This is a genomic window from Mariniflexile sp. AS56, from assembly GCF_030552475.1.
GTDB lineage: Bacteria > Bacteroidota > Bacteroidia > Flavobacteriales > Flavobacteriaceae > Mariniflexile.
The window spans coordinates 154,418-173,206 of record NZ_JAUPED010000008.1 but is presented as its reverse complement, the minus strand read 5'-3'; the positions used below and the strand labels follow the sequence as shown (position 1 = coordinate 173,206).

The following is an 18,789-nucleotide window of genomic DNA, read 5'->3' as shown; positions in this document are numbered from 1 at the left end:
ATGGAAGAGCAAAAAAAGAAAATATTATTAGTTGAAGACGATCCGAATTTTGGAATTGTTCTTAAAGATTATTTGATGATGAACGATTACGATGTTGTTCACGCCAAAAACGGAATGGAAGGTTTCGAAAAATTTAAAAAGGACGATTACGATTTATGTATTCTAGATGTTATGATGCCTTATAAAGATGGGTTTACTTTAGCGAAAGAAATACGTGAAAAGAATACCGATGTGCCTATTGTTTTCTTAACGGCTAAAACCATGAAGGAAGATGTTTTAAAAGGCTATAAAGTAGGTGCAGACGACTATTTAAACAAACCGTTTGATAGTGAAGTGTTGTTAATGAAGATTAAAGCCATCATGCAACGTAAAGCTACCGAAACAATTTCAGATAGTAAGCAGTTTGAATTCAAAATTGGTAGATTCGATTTAAATTCAAAGCTACGTTTTCTTAAATTTGATGGTGCAGACCCAGTTAAACTTTCTCCTAAAGAGAACGAATTATTGCGTTTATTGGCTTTGCATGAAAACGATTTAATGCCACGTGAATTAGCGCTTACCAAAATTTGGAGAGACGATAATTACTTTACGTCTCGTAGTATGGATGTTTACATTGCAAAACTACGTAAGTACTTAAAACTTGACGAAAAAGTAGAAATACTTAATATACACGGTGAAGGTTTTAGATTGGTTGTAAACTAATTTTGATACAACTGTTTTAGCACAAAAAAATCCAGCAAATAGCTGGATTTTTTTGTGTCTTATAAATACGTTTTCAGTAATAAATAATTCCTAAATGCGCTTGCTCAACCATTCCTTAAGCTCATAAAAATTTTGAGGCGCTACGCCATGACCCACAGGGAATTCTGAGTAGGTATTTTTAATATTTAAGCTATTTAAAAAAGGAGTTGTTTGGCGTGCCCAATCTACTGGAATCACTTGGTCTACACTACCGTGTGAGTAGTAAAAATCAAGATTTGAATAATCTCTGGTATTTATGTCTTCTGGTAAAATATCTTTATTTACATAGCCGCTTAGTGCTATGATGTTTTTAACTTTTTCAGGATAGGTTAATGCTACGGCATAACCTAAAATGCTCCCTTGGCTAAAACCTAAAAGGGAGATATTATTTTCGTTTACAGGGTATTCGGCAATCACTTCGTCAATAAACGTGGCAATTAAATCGCGAGATTCTTTGGCTTGCTCGTTGTCGTTCCACTTGCCTTGTTCTTCATCAAAATTGATCGCATACCAAGCATTACCGTAAGGCTGCATAGGATAAGGCGCGCGTACCGAAATGATGAAAAGGTCTTCAGGTAATTCAGATGAAAACGAAAATAAATCGTTTTCATCACTGCCATAACCATGCATCAAAATAAGCAATGGTGCATTTTCTGTTAAAGTAGATTTCCTAATGATATGTTGTAAAGAAAGAGATGTATTTGTCATAATTATTTTCCTAAGTTTGAAAAAAGTTTTTGAAACAGATTACCTAGTAATGGAATAGGTTGATATTTTCTTCCAATAGCATTAGAAAGCCCGTAAATGATAAGTGTAAAGAAGAACACGTATATAGCGGCTCTTAGTCTAAAAACATCAAAATTTCTAGTTATTGATAAGTTTATGACGATAAATGACAACCAAAGACCTAAAGACTGTCTGATATGAAAACTAGCAAAAGGGCTTTTTTTATCATTTTCATTATTTAAGTAATAAGCAATAATTACTCCGAATATTGTGATGTAACTAATAATGGCATTTTGTTTTCCTTTTTCAATATCTTGATCTGTCATACTTAAGAATTTAGCGAAACTTTATGGTTTGAAATAATGCCATACACCTTTCCTTTTAAAGCTTCGTGTTCGAAAATGGCATTTTTAGATTTAGAAATAATATCCTTAGTGGTAAACGTATATTTAGTATCAGGATTAAAAAGTGAAATATTTAAAATGTTCCCAACGTTAATAGGTGTTGGTGTGATTCCAAATCTACTTTTTCCTTTGGTTAAAATATCGATGGTTTTTTTAGTGGTAAAAAGAGTTTGTAAAGCTCCAAAAGCACTTTCTAAACCAATAGTTCCGTAGGCTGCGTAATCAAACTCTATTTTTTTATGTTCAATATCAATAGGGTTGTGGTCGCTGGTTACCATATCAATCGTGCCGTCTTTTACGCCGTCAATTAATGCGTCTGCATCCGTTTGTGTCCGTAAAGGAGGTAATACTTTAAAATGGGTGTTAAAGTCGGTTAAAACTGAATCTGTAAAGTATAAATTATGAATGGCAACACTACAGGTTACATCTAGTTTTTTCTTTTTAGCATCTCTGATTAATTCAACCGATTTTGCCGAGGATATAGTCGGAATATGCAATTTTCCTCCTGTGTATTCCAGTAAAAATAAATCGCGTACTACTTGCATTTCTTCAGCTAAAGCGGGAATGCCTTTTAGACCCAATCGGGTGCTTATAATATGTTCATTTACAACACCGTTTCCTGCTATTTTATTTTCCTGCGGAAAAGAGCACACCAAACCACCAAAATTGCTAGCGTATTGCAAGGCTATTTTCATAAGGTTTGGGTTGGTTATCGGTTTTTTATAATCGTAAAAAGCGACAGCACCGGCGGTATTCATATCGTAAAGTTCTGCTAAATCTTCACCTTTACTAGATGCCGTTAAAGCGCCAATAGGCAATAAAGTAACCGCATGATTAGCGGCCTTAGAATTTACAAAAGTAACATCGGAATTTGAATCTATCACCGGATTGGTGTGGGCATTCATCGCAACTGTAGTAAACCCAGAAGCTGCGGCCGTTTTCAACCCGTTTATAATAGTATCACGTTCCTCAAAACCTGGTTCGCCAAAACAAACGCTGCTATCAAACCAACCTTGCGATATATGAAGGTTGTCAAAACTAATTTCTTGATAGTTTTTCGGGTTTTTTATAGAGTTGGCAATCTGGGTAATCACACCGTTTTCAACTAAAATATCTTGAGTTGTATTGTGAAACTCGCTTTTAGAATCTATTATGGTGGCAGATTTTATAAGTATGTTCATTTAAAGTATTTTAATATGAGCATTTCAATAATCAATAACGCTAGTGCAAAAATAACAAACCATTTCCATAAGGCGTTAACTTTTGTATCACTTTTTATGGTGTCGAAAATTTCGGTTATTGAATCACTAACAGTTCCGTTTTTTAAGGCGGATAGGTTTCTGTAAACCAAGGTGCTTTCGGCTCGGTTGTAATTATAACTGACGCTTTTTAGTGATTCATTATTAGTGTTAATCGTGTAAATAGCGGCTGTTGATGGTGTTTCTGATGTATTAATCACCACTTTATTATTGAAATACTGTTGTTTCGGAATCATGTTTATATCTCCATTCACTAAAGTCACAATGGCATCTTGTTGTAATTCCGTTTCTACATCGAAGGTGTTTTCTTGACCAATTGTATAATATAAGGCAGGATTCTTCAAGCTGAATTTCCCTATATTATAAAGAGTTGGTACAATTAATGGTGAATTTTTAAAACTAGAATTAGCAGTATTTAATGCTGCTGTAAATAGGTATATGTTTTTAGTTTGATTTAAAAAAGGCTTCCCATCTTCAAACTTTAAAACGTCAGAGGCATTTTTAGATGCAATAGGATAAAAACTAGCAGTTGTTGGATATTGAAAATTAGTAACCTGTTTTTCAAATACCCCAGAATTGTATAGCGGATGTGAGTAATTTATAGTTGTGATGCGTTTTTCCGTTTGAATGCTATTACTAAAGTTACTTCCGAAGGTATTAAGTAATTCGTTGTAAGACTCTAAATTAATAGAGGTTGAAGGAATAATAATAAGGGAACCGCCTTGATTTGTGAACGATTTTAAAGCAGCAATAAGCGCATTTGGAATGGTTTTTAATTCATTTAAAATAACCACATGTTGTTGGTCTATAAGCGAATAATTTAATTGATTTTCAGGAGATGAAGTAAAAAGAAATTCATCTTCCGTATATATACGTTTTAAAAACGCATCGTTTTCCGCATGTATAGAAAGTACCTTTATTTTTGAAGTTTCATTGATGTTGAAAAACAAATTGTTATCAAACTGTAAGTTGGCATCATCAATGGTAATTTTCCCATTTATAACATCCTTAATTGGAAGTGAAAAGGTGGTTTCAGCACGGTCATTAATAGCGACCGATGTTTTTGCAATTAATACCTCATTATTAAATAAAGATACCGGAAGGTTATCAATAGGTTTGCCACTATTTTTTATGAGGACCTTAATATCGATTGTGGACGCTGTGGTTGCAGTAATAAAAGCGGAATCAATCGCAACATTGTTAGTGTTAACTGGTTTTAGTTGAACGAAATGAAGGTTGGTTAATGAGTCCAATTTTGGTGTGAATTCCGAGTCATCTTGCTGAAAATCAGAAATAAAAACCAGGTTCTTTACTATGTTTTTTTGTTTACTGAAGAAGGTATTGCTTTTTAGTAAGGCTGCTTCAAGCGTTAATGGGTTTGATGCGTATTCTAATTGTAATAAATCGTTTTTAATGGCTTTTATAGTCGTGTTTTTAAAGACGTCATCATTAGTAATCACACTTATGTTTTCATCTTCGGGTACATTACTAATAATATCTTGAACGGCACGTTTTAAAAGGTCACCTTTGCTGCCTTTGGCCTGCATACTAAACGAATTATCTAAATAAATAACCGTTTCTTTTTTCGTGTTAAAACTATTTGATTTAGAGGTGAATGGCTGTGCAAACGCTAGGATAATAGCAGCAAGTAGTAGGAGTCTGGTAAACAGAATTAACCATTTTTTTATTTGAGAGCTTTTACGGGTTTGTATGGTCGCTTCTTTTAAAAATGCGACATTGGTAAAGGCTTCTTTTTGAAATTTACGTAATTGAAATAAGTGAACAATTATAGGAACCAGCAGTAAAAATAAAGCGTAAAGAAGTTCGGGGTGTTTAAACTGCATGGGGTTTTGTGTTTTTCATCTGTTTATATGTTATTAGTTTATAGGTCAGATGCAATTGGTTTTTGAATATGGCAGTTGGTATATTTTCTACTGTTAGTACTCGTTTCAAAAGTAAACATTTTTTCATTATTAAAAGACAAGCAAAACAAATTCCGTTTCATAGGGAATGGGTTTTCGATGGAATTAACAAAAGAAAATATAATCTTTTAAAGGTTCCATTTGAAGTGATTTTAAATAAGCTCGTATTTCTTTTTGAGCCGTTTTGTTTGCAACAGTAATGAGGCTTTGCGGATTTTTAATATTGGAAAGTGCTTTAAAATTCTTCAAGGTTTTTCCGTAAATAGCTTTCCCTATTTTTTTAGGGTTATCGCAAATCCACTCAAAAGGAATGTCTTTTTCAATTAAAAGACTCGCCATCAATTTCCCTTTGGTTCCCGCTCCCCAAATAGTAATTGTTTTTTCTATATTATAATCAATATCTAAAAAGTGGCGTAATTTTAATTCGGTAAAATGGTTTTGTGCATAGTGTATGTGGGTTCTAGAGGTTCTGGTACTGTAATCGCGCCATTGGTGCAAAACGACATCGCAGGGAATGCATTTAAATTGGTGTTTGTAAAACCGGAAGGTTAAATCGTAGTCCTCAGGATATAAGTGTGGGTTAAAGGCATCACAGGCTATTAAATTGGTTCGATGAATCATCCAACAAGGTGATGGAATTACACATTCTTTATAAATTTCAGAATAATTAGTGCCTGTTTTGGTTAGGTTGTTCAACCATGTTTCATAACTTTTATAACCAGGACCAACGCCTAAAGCACTAAAATATTGGACTAAACCAACCGCGACATGCTTTTCACCATGGTTTAATAAATTATTCAACAAAACCTCTAATTTGTTTGGCATCATAATATCGTCGCTATCCATTCGGGTAATAAATGCTCCTTTACTTTGGTTAAAAGCAGCTTGTAAGGCATCAATAATACCGCTACCTTTATTTTTTAAAAGGCTTATGCGCGTGTCATTTTCCGCGAAAGCGTTAACAATATCATAGCTACTATCGGTAGAGCCATCATCAACAATAATCAATTCCCAATTGGTGTAAGTTTGTCTTAAAATAGATTCGATACAGTCTTTTAAATAAGCCTCTGTATTCTTAAAAGGGGTTAAAATGCTTATTAATGGTTTTTGCATATAGCGAATATACATAATTAAGCTTTTTAACAAAACCTTAAGATGCGGATGCGTAACATAATAGTATTTTGGACGTCACTTAAAAGAACCAAAAAACGCATTAATGAATTCTAAAACTTTAACCGCTTTATTTGCGGGTATTATATTAGCAGGTTGTAACGCAACAAAAACATCGAGGAACGATTTAGCCACCAGTTTACCTATAGAAACGGCTATAAATTTAACGCAGGTAGTGAATGATAAAGCGCCTGTTGTTATAAATCCGGGGCGTTTTACTGTAGAAACGGTAACGTATCGTTTGCCAAAAGTGGTACAAGGAACTTATTCAGTTAGTGATTTCGGCAAGTATGTTGACGATTTTAAAGCCTTCGATTACAAAGGAAATGTGATGCCAGTTACTAAAACCGATGATAATACTTGGGTTATTAAAAATGCAAAACAACTAGATAAAATAACCTATTTGGTTAATGATACGTTTGATGTGGAAACTGAAGGCGGTATAGGCAAAGAGACACCGTTTTCACCATCGGGAACAAATATAGAGCCAACAAACTATGTGCTTAATTTACATGGTTTTATTGGTTATTTTGATTCGTTAAAAAACAATCAATATAAGTTGGACGTAACGGCTTCTGCCGATTTTGTGCGTACGTCTGCATTACAAAATACAGGCTCGAAAACGAGTGAAGATGGTAGCACAATAACAACAAGTTACTTGGCAACTAGATATTTTGAAATTACCGATAACCCAATGATGTACGGTAATTTAAGTGTTGAAGAGTTTGAAGTTGGAAACATTAAAATTGTGTTAAGTGTGTATTCGCCTAATAAAGTACACTCTGCAGCATCTTTAAAGGAAACTGTTTTTACCATGATGAAGGCTCAAAAAGCCTTTTTGGAAGATATAAACGCGACACCTCGTTATGATATTTATTTATATTTATCTGAAGAAAAAGAAGAGTCGCCAAAAGGTTATGGCGCTTTAGAGCACCATACATCTACCGTGGTTGTTTTACCAGAATCGATGAATGAAGAAGCACTTGCTGAAAGTATGGTAGATGTGGTATCGCACGAATTTTTTCATATTGTAACGCCGTTGAGTGTGCATTCTGAAGATGTCCATTATTTCGATTATAACAACCCAACATTTTCAAAACATTTATGGATGTATGAAGGGGTTACCGAATATTTTGCAACCTTATTTCAAGTAAATCAAGGTTTGGTTGATGAAGATGCGTTTTACAATAAAGTGATGGGTAAAATTCAAGGATCTAAACGTTTGAATGATGCGATGAGTTTTACTATTATGAGTGAGAATGTTTTAAAGGAACCTTATAAAGACCAATATTTAAATGTGTATCAAAAAGGTGCTTTAATTGGTATGTGTATCGATATTTTAATGCGAGAAGAAAGTAACGGGAACCGTGGCATTTTATCTTTAATGAAAGAACTATCAAACAAATACGGTAAAAATAAACCATTTGAAGATGATAAGCTTATTGAGGAAATTTCAAAAATGACTTACCCATCTGTGCAAGACTTTTTAGAAACGCATGTAGTTGGAGATATTCCAATAAACTACAACGAATTTTTTAATAAAGTGGGTTTAGAAATAGGAGAAGGTAAAGTTGAAACTAATTATATTCTAATGAATGGTGCCCCAATTGTTAGTGGCGATCCGCAAGAAGGAACTATTTTCTTTACAGATATGGTTTTAAAAAATAGTTTTTGGACAGATAATGGTGCACAAACAAATGATATTATTAAATCTGTTGATGGTACAGATTTAACTATGCAAAATGCGAATCAAGTATTGCAATCGGTTTTTATGTGGAAACCAGGAAAAGATGTAGAAGTTGTATTAATAAGAGATGGTAAAGAGGTTGTAATAAAAACCAAAACCACACCAACCTTTACAACTGGTGAGGGGATTATGGAAAAGGCTGAAGTTACAGCAGCTCAAAAAACCTTGCGTGATGCTTGGTTAAAAAGCTAAATTTAATTTCAATTTGATAAAAAAAACGATTGATGAACGTAGGTTCATCAATCGTTTTTTTTATGTTGTTACTCTAGTGTTTTAATACTTTGCAGGTTTACCTTGGGTTAACGAACCTTGAATGAATTCACGCAAATCGTTGTTTGCTGAAATTAAATCTTCATTTCTTAAATACATCATATGTCCACTTCGGTAGCCTTTAAATGTAAAACGGTCTTTCATTTTTCCGCTAGGATCTACTTGCCACATGGTATATTTTGCAGCAAAATATGTGGTCGCACCATCATAATATCCAGATTGAATTAACACTTTCAAATACGGGTTTTCCGCCATGGCTTGTCTTAAACCTTCTCTGGTATAATCATTTTCTCTGTCCCAAGGGTGTACATCACCAAACATATTGTATTTCACATCGGTTTTAAAGTTTAGGTGTTCTCTAATATAATAGTTAATAGCAGGTGTGAAGGCGTGATTCCAACTTGAAAGTTCTGGGCTGTATTCTGGTGAATCTCCTGTTTCTCTTTTATCAATACCTAAATATCTGGAATCTAAGCGTCCAATAATTTGCCCTGTTTTAGTACGTAATAATTCTTTCCAAAAGAAACTGGCGGGTACCTCTAAGTTGTTTTGTAAAATGGAGGTTTTGCTTAGCCCTGAATAGAATGCCATTTTTTCAGCAATTTGATTTTTTTCTGTATCAGAAATAAAACCACCTTTAGCAATGGCAGGCATTAATTTATTAATGGTGAAGTCTTCAACTTCAGGTAAAATAGTCAATAGATCTTGTTGTTGTAACTCTGTTGCTAATACTTTTTGATACCAGGCAGCAGCCGTAAAGTAGGGGAGGTTTAAGGCAGAATAAATAGGTTGCCCAGTGCCATAAAGTTTATAATCGGCAGGAGATACCATGATAACACCGTTCAAAAACATCCATTGTTTATTTTGTAATTCGTTCGCTAAACCCATAACACGTGTGCCTCCGTAGCTTTCTCCAATAATGTATTTTGGAGATTCCCACCTGTTTTTTCTAGTTACAAAGGTGTTAATCCATTCAGCTAAATATTTAATATCAGCATTAATGCCGAAAAAAGTATCGTTACTTGGTAGTTTACCTTCTTTATCTGCAATCATTCTAGAGTAGGCTGTGTTTACAGGATTCACATAAACAATATCTGCAATATCAAGAATGGAATTAGGATTGTTTTTAACACCGTAGGGCTGTACAGGGTAGCCTTCTTCGTTCATATTCAGTACTTTTGGTCCTGTGTATGCTATATGCATCCAAACCGATGCCGATCCAGGGCCACCGTTGAAAGAAATAACAAGGGGTCTATTCGCTCTATCTTTAACATTATTGCGTTCGTAATACGTATAGTATAATGTTGCAATGGGTTCGTCTTTTGCATTCCAAACGGGTTGTGTACCTGTGGTGGCGGTATAGTTTAAGGCAGTCCCCTTAATTACAGTGCTATGCGTAGTAACAATGGTGGTGTCAACAGGGATTTTCCTGTTTTGGGAGATTAGAGATAAGGTAGAAAAACATAAAAGTAATGTTACAAGGTGTTTCATAAGTCGTTATTTAATATTCTAAAGATACTAAAAACAGAAGTTAAAAAAACCTTTCGAATACAACAGACTATTCTTTGTAAAAACAATCTATAAAAAACTTGTTTTCCTATTTAGGAAGCGTAAACATAAAGGTAGTTTCTTGGTTTATAATAGAGTTAACTTCGATGGTACCTCCCAATTTATTGATTAAGGTTTTTACAGTATATAAACCGATACCGGTTCCTTTATTGCCTGTTTTATCTTCAACATCGGCAGTATTAAATAAATCAAATAATTGGTCTTGTTTATTTGGGGCAATACCCATACCGTTGTCTTTTACATAAAAAATATGATGGGTGTTATTTTTAGAATAATCAATGGTAACTATTGGGAATGCATTCAAATTATACTTAAAACCATTATCTACTAAATTTAAAAGGATTTGCTCTAATGCCGATGGGTTCACATTTTGTAAAGAAGCTTTATTAAGTAGTTTGAAATTACTTGAATTAAGGGCTAAAATATTTTTAATAGCTTGAAAAACGTCTTCCAAAGTGGTTTCTTTTTTATCGGTTTTAAGAGATTCTTCACTCTTATAATGTTTTAAAATACCATCAATATAGGCTCTTAATGTATCGGCAGATTCTTCAATATAGTTTAAGTATTCCAGGTTAATTTCTGGATTTGTGATTTTTAATTCTTCTTTAAATAATTGAGATAGCGATGTGATATTGGCTAACGGCGATTTTAAATCATGAGATACTTTATTCGCGAAAGATTTTAGAGTGTCATTCCGTTCATTTAAGTTTGAAAGTGTTTCATTCAACGTTTTGTTTCTCAGTCTTAACTCAAATAGGTTGACTACTTGTTTTCCTAAAATGATTAAGGAATCTTTTTGTTTTTCAGTTAATTTTCTCGGGTTATTATCATAAACGCATAGTGTGCCTAAAGGAAAGCCTTGTGGATTGATTAATGTAACACCTGCATAAAAGGTTACATTGTATGCCTTAATAATGGGGTTATCATGAAAACGCTCATCTTTTGTAGCATCTTCAACAATAAATATGGGGTCGTCATTTAAAATAGTATGTCCACAAAAGGAAATATCTCGAGGCGATTCATTTAAAGCGAAGCCATGATGCGATTTTAAAAAGTTTCTATTGGTATCTAAAAGTGAAATTAATGATATGGGGACATCACAAATACTAGCTACTAATTTAGTGATATTATCATAATCTGATTCTGGTAGGGTGTCTAGTAAATTATAACTCTTAACAGCGTCTAACCTTTTAGATTCATTAAGGGGTAATTTTGGTGTAATCATGGTGTTTTAGTTTAGGGGCTTATAAAGTATACGTAATTAATTCACTAAATGTTTTAAAAACAGCTTAAAAATTTTCAAATACACCTAATCCAAATAAAGCGAAATCGTATTTCACGGGGTCGCTGGGATCGAGGGTTCTTAAGGCGGTATCTAACTCGTATAAGGCTTTACCATCGTTTTGTTTTCTTTTTAATAACTCTAATTTTCGAGCAACATTACCGGAATGCACATCCAATGGGCAGGAGAGTTGGGCAGGAGAAAGGCTTTTCCAAATACCAAAATCGACGCCTGTTTTATCGTTTCGAACCATCCATCGTAAAAACATATTAATACGTTTTGCTGCTGAATTTTTCAACGGGTCGCTAACATGTTTTTGGGTACGTTGAAGGTGCTCAACTTCAAAAAAAGTGGTTTTAAATTTAGAAATAGCATGTTGAAGAGAATCCTTTTCAGCATGTTTGGCAAATGTAGCTTCCAAACCGTTGTGTGCCGTGTACATATGTTTCAAACTTTTTATAAACTGAATAGCATCGTCGCTATTAAAGGTTCTGTGTACAAAAGGTTGAAGTTTTTCTAAATCGGTTTCTGTATGATGCATTACAAAATCAAAAGGAGAATTATCAAGAAATTCCATCAATCGATTGGCATTATTGATAATGCTTTTTCGATTTCCCCAAGCAATGGTTGCAGTTAAAAACCCTGAAATTTCAATATCTTCTTTCAGTGAAAATTGATGTGGAATTTGAATCGGGTCACTGTCTATAAACGTTGGGTTGTTATATTCTAAAACTTTGCTGTCTAGAAAGTCTTTAAGGTCTTGCGGATTTAATTTTTCTGGCTTTACATTCATACGTGTTACAAAAATATTGTAATAAGTTGAATTAAAACCCGTCTTAGTCATTTATAACAACTAATTTGGTTGCGAATTCTTCAATATGAATCACTCAAAACATATTTTACCCATCATTGTTTTTTCTCAATTTTGCTGCACCTCGTTATGGTTTGCAGGAAATGCCATTATGGGCGATTTGGTGAATACGTTTAATTTAGGAACGTCGGCCATGGCACATTTAACATCCGCCGTTCAATTTGGTTTTATATTTGGCACCTTTTTGTTTGCTCTTTTAACTATCACAGATAGGTTCTCACCATCAAAAGTGTTTCTTTTTAGTGCCATAATCGCAGGTGTTTTTAATTTAGGATTTGTTTTAAAAGGACACAGCTTAAGTAGTTTGGTAATACTACGGTTTTTAACTGGCTTTTTCCTTGCAGGAATTTATCCCGTTGGAATGAAAATAGCGTCTGATTACACTGAAAAAGGTTTGGGTAAATCTTTAGGGTTTTTGGTAGGTGCCTTGGTGTTAGGTACGGCCTTTCCACATGTTTTAAAAGCGAATATGGATATGTTTCCATGGAAATGGGTTATATATACCACGTCTTTTTTATCGGTTTTAGGAGGACTGCTCATGTTTTTTCTGGTTCCCAATGGGCCGTATAGAAAATCAGCCAGACAGTTAGAAATATCAACACTTTATAAGGTTTTTAAGTTACCAAAATTCAGGTCGGCAGCCTTTGGTTATTTCGGGCATATGTGGGAACTATATACCTTTTGGGCTTTTGTTCCCATTATGTTGGTTACTTATACTGAAATGCATCCAGAAACTCATTTTAATGTGCCTGTACTTAGTTTTATAATTATTGCAGTTGGCGGTTTGGCGTGTGTAGTATCCGGTTATGTGTCTCAAATTTATAATACAAAAAATGTAGCAGCGGTGGTGCTTGGTGTATCTGGTCTGTGTTGCTTAGTATCTCCACTATTTTTTGCCTTAAATTCTGAATACCTTTTTATTGGTTTCCTTGTTTTTTGGGGAATGGTTGTTATAGCAGATTCCCCTTTGTTTTCAACATTGGTGGCTCAGAATTGTTCGTCAGAGGCTAAGGGAACTGCATTAACTATTGTAAATTCCATAGGGTTTGCGGTTACCATTATAAGTATACAGCTTATAGGCTTTTTTATGAATGTTATAGCAGTGAAATTTCTGTTTATGCTTCTAGCCATAGGTCCCGTTTTTGGATTGGTGGGCTTGTACGGAAGCTCGAAACATTAAAAATTAGCAACAACCTCATTTAGAAATGTGTTGTATTCTTTTAGTTCTAAAGCAACATTTGCATTTTTTTCCATATCATGAAAATGGTGCGTTCCTAGTAATTCCATGCCTGTAAAAGTATTCATTTTATGAAAACCAAACATCACCCCTTGGTCTACGCTTGTTTCCTCAAAAAACTCATTTTCAAGAGTAAATGCGGTTTTAGGCGCGTTCCAACTTGTGGTAAGAATGTATTTTGTTCCTTTCATTAACCCACCTGTCCCATAATTTATTTCAGGATTGTTTCTACTTCTTCCATCGCTGGTATACATACCGTTTTGGTGTCCTTCTGTGAAAACAGTATCTATGTATTTCTTAAAACCAAAAGGCAATTGAAACCACCAAATAGGCGTATGGTAAATTACTAAATCGGCCCACTTAAATTTTTCAACCTCTTCTTTCGGGTCGTATGCGTCTCCAACTTGAGTGAATTGAACCTCATAGCCTTCTAAATCTTTAAAATAAGAGATTGAGTTATTGAAAATGGTTTTGTTAAATAGTCCAGAGGAATGTGCGAATGGATGTGCTCCATTAATTATAAAAATATGTTTCATTTTACTTGGTGTGATTTCTAATTTCGAGCAAATATACTCTGGGTTTTATTATCATGAAAATAATATAAATCATACCTTTGTATCACAATATTAATAGTTATGGTGAATTTAGAATGGTATAGAACGTTAAAAGAAATTTATGAAAACGGAACCTTAACCAAGGCTTCCGTGGCTTTATATGCATCGCAACCTGGTGTCAGTGTGCATTTAAATGCATTAGAAGCTTATGTTGGTAAAAAGTTATTTGAACGTACTTCTAGAAAAATGATTCCGACAGAAGAAGGGAAGTTTTTATATGAGTTTATTATAGAAGCTATCGAAAAATTGGAAGTTGCCGAACAACATTTTAAAAAAACGACCCAAGATAAAAAACCATCATTGCATATAGGTATGTGTTCTGAGATGTTTCAATTTGTTATAGAGGCTGAAATTCCTAAATTAAATTTTGATTTGGTAGCCAAATTCGGAAATCATACCGATTTAATAAAAGATTTAAACAATGGTATTGTTGATTTGGTTATTACTCCGAAAAAACAAAATGATAAAAAAGCGATAGTTGATTATACGGCTTTTTCTAAAGAACGAATCGTTTTAATTGCAGGGGTTAAAACCGATACAACCGTAATAAATAAGCTTATTGAGGACTCTAATTGGCAAGAACTTGAAAAAGAACTTCAGCTAAATACCTGGTATAGCGCATCTAACGAGATGGAGCATTTTAGGCGTTTTTGGCATGAAAATTTCAAAAATCACCCTGCCTTTAAACCTAATTATATATTGCCAAATATCAGTTCTATTATTAGATGTTTAAGTAATGATACCGGTTTGGCTTTAGTTCCAGATTTTTTATGTGAAGAAGCTATTGCCAAAAACGAAATTAAGTTAATATGGAATGGAAAAGTGAGTACAGAAAACATGTTGTATTTCGCTTCCAGAACCGATTTAAAATATAAAAAGGAATTAAATGTGCTACAAAGTATATTTAAAACAAAAATGAAAGGTATTGAGGAGTTCGTATAATATACGCAATGCCTAAACGACTATTTTCCCATCAACCATCACTAATTTTCTGTCTGCTAAATTGGCAAGCTCTTCATTATGTGTTACAATCACGAAGGTTTGGCCAAATTCATCACGTAATTTAAAAAATAAACTGTGTAAATTTTCGGCAGATTCACTGTCTAGATTCCCAGAAGGTTCATCTGCAAAAATTAAATCGGGGTTGTTTATAAGTGCTCTAGCCACAGCAACACGTTGTTGTTCACCTCCAGAAAGCTCGTTTGGTTTGTGGTGGTAACGGTGTGATAATCCTAAAAAGTCTAATAATTCTTTAGCGCGTTTTTCGGCATCAGCTTTCTTGGTGCCTTTTATAAAAGCAGGCAAGCAGGTGTTTTCCAGAGCAGTGAATTCAGGCAATAATTGATGAAATTGAAAAATAAAACCAATATGCTCATTTCTAAATTTAGCTAAGGCTTTATCGTTAAGTCCGTTAATGCTAATATTGTTAATAGTGAGTTCATAATCTTCTTTGGAAGAGGCTCTATCTAAAGTTCCTAAAATTTGCAATAAGGTTGTTTTTCCTGCACCCGAAGCACCTACAATGGAAACAACTTCGCCCTTTTGTACATGAATGTCAACGCCTTTAAGAACTTCTAAATCCTTATAAAATTTATGAATATTTTTTGCTTGAATCATAACTATAAAATAATAGCGTGAAAATACTACTTTAAGGTGTGCTGTACAATTAAGAATTGTTTTTATTGCTATGTCCTATTTATACTTTATATTTAGTATTAGAAAAATAGGAAAAATGCCATACAAAAAGTTCGAAGAATATAATATGCAGGTTACCGATGATGTGAAAGATAGATACAAAAACATTATTGAAGATTTAGGTGAAAATACAGAGCGTGACGGTTTGCTAAAAACACCAGAACGCGCAGCAAAAGCCATGCAATTTTTAACGCAAGGATACCATCAAGACCCTGTTGAGATTCTTAAAAGTGCTATGTTTAAAGAGAGTTATAACGAAATGGTTATTGTGAAGGATATTGAGTTGTATTCCCTTTGCGAGCACCATATTTTACCTTTTTTTGGAAAAGCACATATAGCTTATATTCCAAATGGTCACATTGTAGGTTTGAGTAAATTACCTAGAATTGTCGATGTGTTTTCACGTCGCTTGCAAGTTCAAGAGCGCTTAACAGAACAAATTTTAGATTGTATTAATGATACTTTAAAGCCTCAAGGTGTTGCGGTTGTTATTGAAGCGTCGCATATGTGTATGATGATGCGTGGTGTACAAAAACAAAACTCGGTAACTACGACATCGGGCTTTCGTGGTCAGTTTGAGAAAAGTGAAACTAGAAATGAATTTTTGAAATTAATAGGGAAGTAGTTTGTGGTATGTTTTTTGTTTCTTTTGAAATAATAAAACGATTGAATGAATAAATATAAAAAATTAGCATTAGGAATTCTTTTTGATGCCTTGGGATATGTGTCTTTTATCATCCCAGGTATTGGTGAGTTTTCAGATATTGTTTGGGCACCACTTTCGGGTTGGTTAATGACTAAACTTTATAAAGGAAAACCAGGAAAAATAGCGGGTGTTATAAACTTTGTTGAAGAAGCTTTACCCGGTTTTGATGTGATACCAACGTTTACACTCATGTGGATTTACACCTATGTGTTTGCTAAAGATAAAGGTGTTGTAGATATTAAGAAGTAAAAAAATCCCTTTCAAATTTGAAAGGGATTTTAAGTTTTTACAAATTATAATTGAGTCCAATAATGATATTGGTGCCCATATTAAAAACACCATCAGGTTTTAAGCGTGATAGGTGATTGATGTAGGTTTTGTTCGTTAAGTTTGTCCCCGATAAGGTAAAGGTAGCTTCCTTTTTAAATAGGTTAAAACTCCCACCAAGGCCTGCACTTAATAACGTGTATCCTAGCGTGTTTGTTTCAAAAGTACTTACATTTTTTTGACTAAATGTATTTGTGACTTTTATAAACGAATAGCCCTTTTTTAACCACGGTTTTTCAAATTCAATTCTTAAAATATTAGTTAATGAATTTGCTGGGATTAGAGGTAAATAGCTTTCATTGTCTTGTTTTCCAGTAACGGTTTCAAAACTCGATTCTATATGTAACCAATCTAGTGGGTGTGGGTGTATGTGTAAACCAATTTCACCACCATATAAATTGGCATCATTTTGTAGATACACATAAACGGGGTCTGTGTCTATTTCTGTTCCGTTAGGTGATAAATAAATGTAGTTATTTATTTTGTTATAAAATCCGTTTACGAAAAACTCAACATGGTCGTTTTTAAATTCTAAAGCAATATCTGTTTGAAAATTTTGCTCACTTTTTAAACTGCTGTTACCAATTTCGTAACGGTTGGTACCTTCATGTGTCCCATCCGAAGTTAATTCAGATAAATTGGGAGCTCTAAAGCCGGTAGCTAAATTTACTCTGGCTGTAACTTGTTTAAAAATATTGGTTTTAACACCTAAAGCACCATTAAAACTATTAAAGTCTTTTTGTAAGCCCGAACTAACATCGATAGATCGGTTGTCATATCTAGCACCCAATTGCACATCGGCTTTGTCAAAATGGATATGTGAAGTAGCTAAAACACCAACATCGTTTGTTGTAGCATCTGGAATTAATTGCTCTTCACCATAATTGGTATTCACTTGGTTCATGCCTTGTAGACCAACAATAGTTTCAAACCTTCCCAGTTTTGGTAAGTTGTACTTCACATCATAATTCGCTGTTTTTAGTTTCATATGTAAGGCAGCTTCCAAAATTTCATCTGAATGCTCTTCTTCTTCTTCTTCTTCTTCCTCATGATGCTCTTCAAATTCTTTTCTATCATTATAGATATAGCCTAAATTGATATCTAATCGTGAATTATTTAGGAATAGCGTCGATTTCGAACTAAACAAATGATTGGTAATATTCTGAAAAGGTAGTAAAGGTGTTTTTAAGGTAGATTGTTCACCAATTCCTTCAGGGATTCCTAATTTTGAATTGTTTACGTTATAACGAAATTCAGTTTTAAAATCATGGTTTTGGTAGCCAACGCCTGCCTTAAAATCATGCTCTTTAAAACGCGTATTGGTAACTCTATAGTTGTTTGTTTTGTAATCGGCATGTTCGGTTAGGCTTCCGCGGAACAAAAATTTAAAATGATCGTCTGATGTTTTGTAACCTGCATTGGTGCTAAACCCTTGGGTATTGCTGTAGTAATTACCATTGAAATCGGCATTATAAGTGTTGTTTTGTGCAAATTTTTCAGGATTTAAATACAGAACGCCACCAAGCGCATCACTACCATAAAGTAGGGAAGCAGGGCCTTTAATAACTTCAACACTTTCAATACCAGAGTCGCTAAGTCCTAAACCATGTTCGTCACCAAATTGTTGGTTTTCCAAGCGTACACCTTGCGCATAAACCAAAACACGATTAGAACTTAAACCACGAATTACGGGTTTGCCAATACCTAAACCAGTGGTCACGCTTTCTACGCCAGCAATATTGGTAATACCATCTGATAAATTTACAGCGCCGTTGGCTTTTAAGTTTTTTACAGTTTCATGCTCTACCTTCATAACATTTTCACTTTGAAGTTTGTGGAACGGAGTAGATACTATAATGGCTTCCATTTCAATTGCGGAAGGTGTTAAACTTATTTGAATAGTGGTTGTATTCGGAATGTTTAGGTTGACGGATTTTGTTTCGTAACCCAGAATTGAAACGACTACTTTGTAATGGCCAGCAGGTATGTTTTCTAATGAGAAATCACCATTTTCATTGGTAGATGTGCCTTTTTCTACTTCAGAGAAATAGACGTTAGCATATACCAAGCCTTGTTTTGTGTTGGCATCAACAACGGTTCCTTGTATTGAATTTTGGGCGTATGAGTTTGTGATTGCTAGAAATAGCAACACATTCAAAAATAATTTCATGTATAAAAAGATGTTTTCATTTCCGTTAAACGGAAACAGATTAATTTAATAATGTTTTATTACTGAAAAAGTTTTCAGA

Annotated in this window: 17 protein-coding genes; 6 read left to right on the top strand and 11 right to left on the bottom strand. The window is 34.0% G+C overall.

What is annotated here, in order from left to right; translation table 11 throughout:
- Nucleotides 1-702 carry a response regulator transcription factor gene (locus tag Q5N74_RS11575; protein WP_304388971.1) on the top strand — a complete coding sequence of 234 codons (702 nt, stop codon included), beginning with the start codon at nt 1-3 and terminating at the stop codon, nt 700-702.
- A 90-nt stretch (nt 703-792) separates the two neighbouring features.
- On the opposite strand, the gene Q5N74_RS11570 is transcribed toward Q5N74_RS11575, so the two are convergent.
- The 5 genes from Q5N74_RS11570 to Q5N74_RS11550 all read right to left on the bottom strand — a co-directional run bounded on the left by Q5N74_RS11570 (nt 793) and on the right by Q5N74_RS11550 (nt 6,180).
- On the bottom strand, nt 793-1,449 hold the full coding sequence (locus Q5N74_RS11570) for an alpha/beta hydrolase (RefSeq protein ID WP_304388970.1): 657 nt from the start codon (nt 1,447-1,449) through the stop codon (nt 793-795).
- Between the two features lie 2 nt (nt 1,450-1,451).
- Nucleotides 1,452-1,793, bottom strand: coding sequence for a hypothetical protein (locus tag Q5N74_RS11565; protein ID WP_304388969.1), 342 nt, complete (start codon nt 1,791-1,793; stop codon nt 1,452-1,454).
- Between the two features lie 2 nt (nt 1,794-1,795).
- A complete protein-coding gene (locus Q5N74_RS11560) occupies nt 1,796-3,052 on the bottom strand; it encodes a dihydroorotase family protein (protein WP_304388968.1) in 1,257 nt (418 codons plus the stop codon).
- Entirely contained in the window at nt 3,049-4,974 is a 1,926-nt protein-coding gene (locus tag Q5N74_RS11555; protein ID WP_304388967.1) for a BatA and WFA domain-containing protein, read from the bottom strand. Before Q5N74_RS11555 ends, Q5N74_RS11560 begins: the two co-directional genes overlap by 4 nt.
- A gap of 183 nt (nt 4,975-5,157) precedes the next feature.
- The gene (locus Q5N74_RS11550) at nt 5,158-6,180 is read right to left on the bottom strand and encodes a glycosyltransferase family 2 protein (RefSeq protein WP_369686032.1); all 1,023 of its coding nucleotides are present in this window, start codon (nt 6,178-6,180) and stop codon (nt 5,158-5,160) included.
- A gap of 88 nt (nt 6,181-6,268) precedes the next feature.
- On the opposite strand from Q5N74_RS11550, the gene Q5N74_RS11545 reads away from it, so the two are divergent.
- On the top strand, nt 6,269-8,161 hold the full coding sequence (locus Q5N74_RS11545; protein WP_304388966.1) for a peptidase M61: 1,893 nt from the start codon (nt 6,269-6,271) through the stop codon (nt 8,159-8,161).
- Between the two features lie 81 nt (nt 8,162-8,242).
- Here Q5N74_RS11545 and Q5N74_RS11540 read toward each other — a convergent pair whose 3' ends face one another.
- From Q5N74_RS11540 to Q5N74_RS11530, 3 genes are all read right to left on the bottom strand, one after another.
- A complete protein-coding gene (locus tag Q5N74_RS11540; RefSeq protein ID WP_304388965.1) occupies nt 8,243-9,730 on the bottom strand; it encodes a S10 family peptidase in 1,488 nt (495 codons plus the stop codon).
- A gap of 106 nt (nt 9,731-9,836) precedes the next feature.
- The gene (locus tag Q5N74_RS11535) at nt 9,837-11,033 is read right to left on the bottom strand and encodes a GAF domain-containing sensor histidine kinase (protein ID WP_304388964.1); all 1,197 of its coding nucleotides are present in this window, start codon (nt 11,031-11,033) and stop codon (nt 9,837-9,839) included.
- A 64-nt stretch (nt 11,034-11,097) separates the two neighbouring features.
- The gene (locus Q5N74_RS11530) at nt 11,098-11,883 is read right to left on the bottom strand and encodes a TIGR02757 family protein (protein ID WP_304389043.1); all 786 of its coding nucleotides are present in this window, start codon (nt 11,881-11,883) and stop codon (nt 11,098-11,100) included.
- An 85-nt stretch (nt 11,884-11,968) separates the two neighbouring features.
- Between Q5N74_RS11530 and Q5N74_RS11525 the strand changes: the two genes are divergently transcribed.
- Nucleotides 11,969-13,141, top strand: coding sequence for a nitrate/nitrite transporter (locus Q5N74_RS11525; RefSeq protein WP_304388963.1), 1,173 nt, complete (start codon nt 11,969-11,971; stop codon nt 13,139-13,141).
- Here the strand turns inward: Q5N74_RS11525 and Q5N74_RS11520 are convergent.
- The gene (locus Q5N74_RS11520) at nt 13,138-13,734 is read right to left on the bottom strand and encodes an NAD(P)H-dependent oxidoreductase (protein ID WP_304388962.1); all 597 of its coding nucleotides are present in this window, start codon (nt 13,732-13,734) and stop codon (nt 13,138-13,140) included. The genes Q5N74_RS11525 and Q5N74_RS11520 overlap by 4 nt on opposite strands.
- 99 nt (nt 13,735-13,833) lie before the next feature.
- Here Q5N74_RS11520 and Q5N74_RS11515 point away from each other — a divergent pair, with 99 nt between their 5' ends.
- Nucleotides 13,834-14,754: a LysR family transcriptional regulator gene (locus tag Q5N74_RS11515; protein WP_304388961.1), complete on the top strand. Its 921-nt coding sequence runs from the start codon at nt 13,834-13,836 to the stop codon at nt 14,752-14,754.
- A 12-nt stretch (nt 14,755-14,766) separates the two neighbouring features.
- Here the strand turns inward: Q5N74_RS11515 and Q5N74_RS11510 are convergent, their stop codons facing one another.
- Complete coding sequence (locus tag Q5N74_RS11510; protein WP_304388960.1) at nt 14,767-15,429, bottom strand: ABC transporter ATP-binding protein; 663 nt, start codon at nt 15,427-15,429, stop codon at nt 14,767-14,769.
- Nucleotides 15,430-15,544: 115 nt separating this feature from the next.
- On the opposite strand from Q5N74_RS11510, the gene folE reads away from it, so the two are divergent.
- Together folE and Q5N74_RS11500 are read left to right on the top strand one after the other, a co-directional pair.
- A complete protein-coding gene (folE, locus tag Q5N74_RS11505; RefSeq protein ID WP_304388959.1) occupies nt 15,545-16,132 on the top strand; it encodes a GTP cyclohydrolase I FolE in 588 nt (195 codons plus the stop codon).
- 45 nt (nt 16,133-16,177) lie between these two features.
- Nucleotides 16,178-16,462, top strand: coding sequence for a hypothetical protein (locus Q5N74_RS11500; protein WP_304388958.1), 285 nt, complete (start codon nt 16,178-16,180; stop codon nt 16,460-16,462).
- A 37-nt stretch (nt 16,463-16,499) separates the two neighbouring features.
- Here the strand turns inward: Q5N74_RS11500 and Q5N74_RS11495 are convergent, their stop codons facing one another.
- On the bottom strand, nt 16,500-18,710 hold the full coding sequence (locus Q5N74_RS11495) for a TonB-dependent receptor (protein ID WP_304388957.1): 2,211 nt from the start codon (nt 18,708-18,710) through the stop codon (nt 16,500-16,502).
- Nucleotides 18,711-18,789 lie beyond the last annotated feature (79 nt).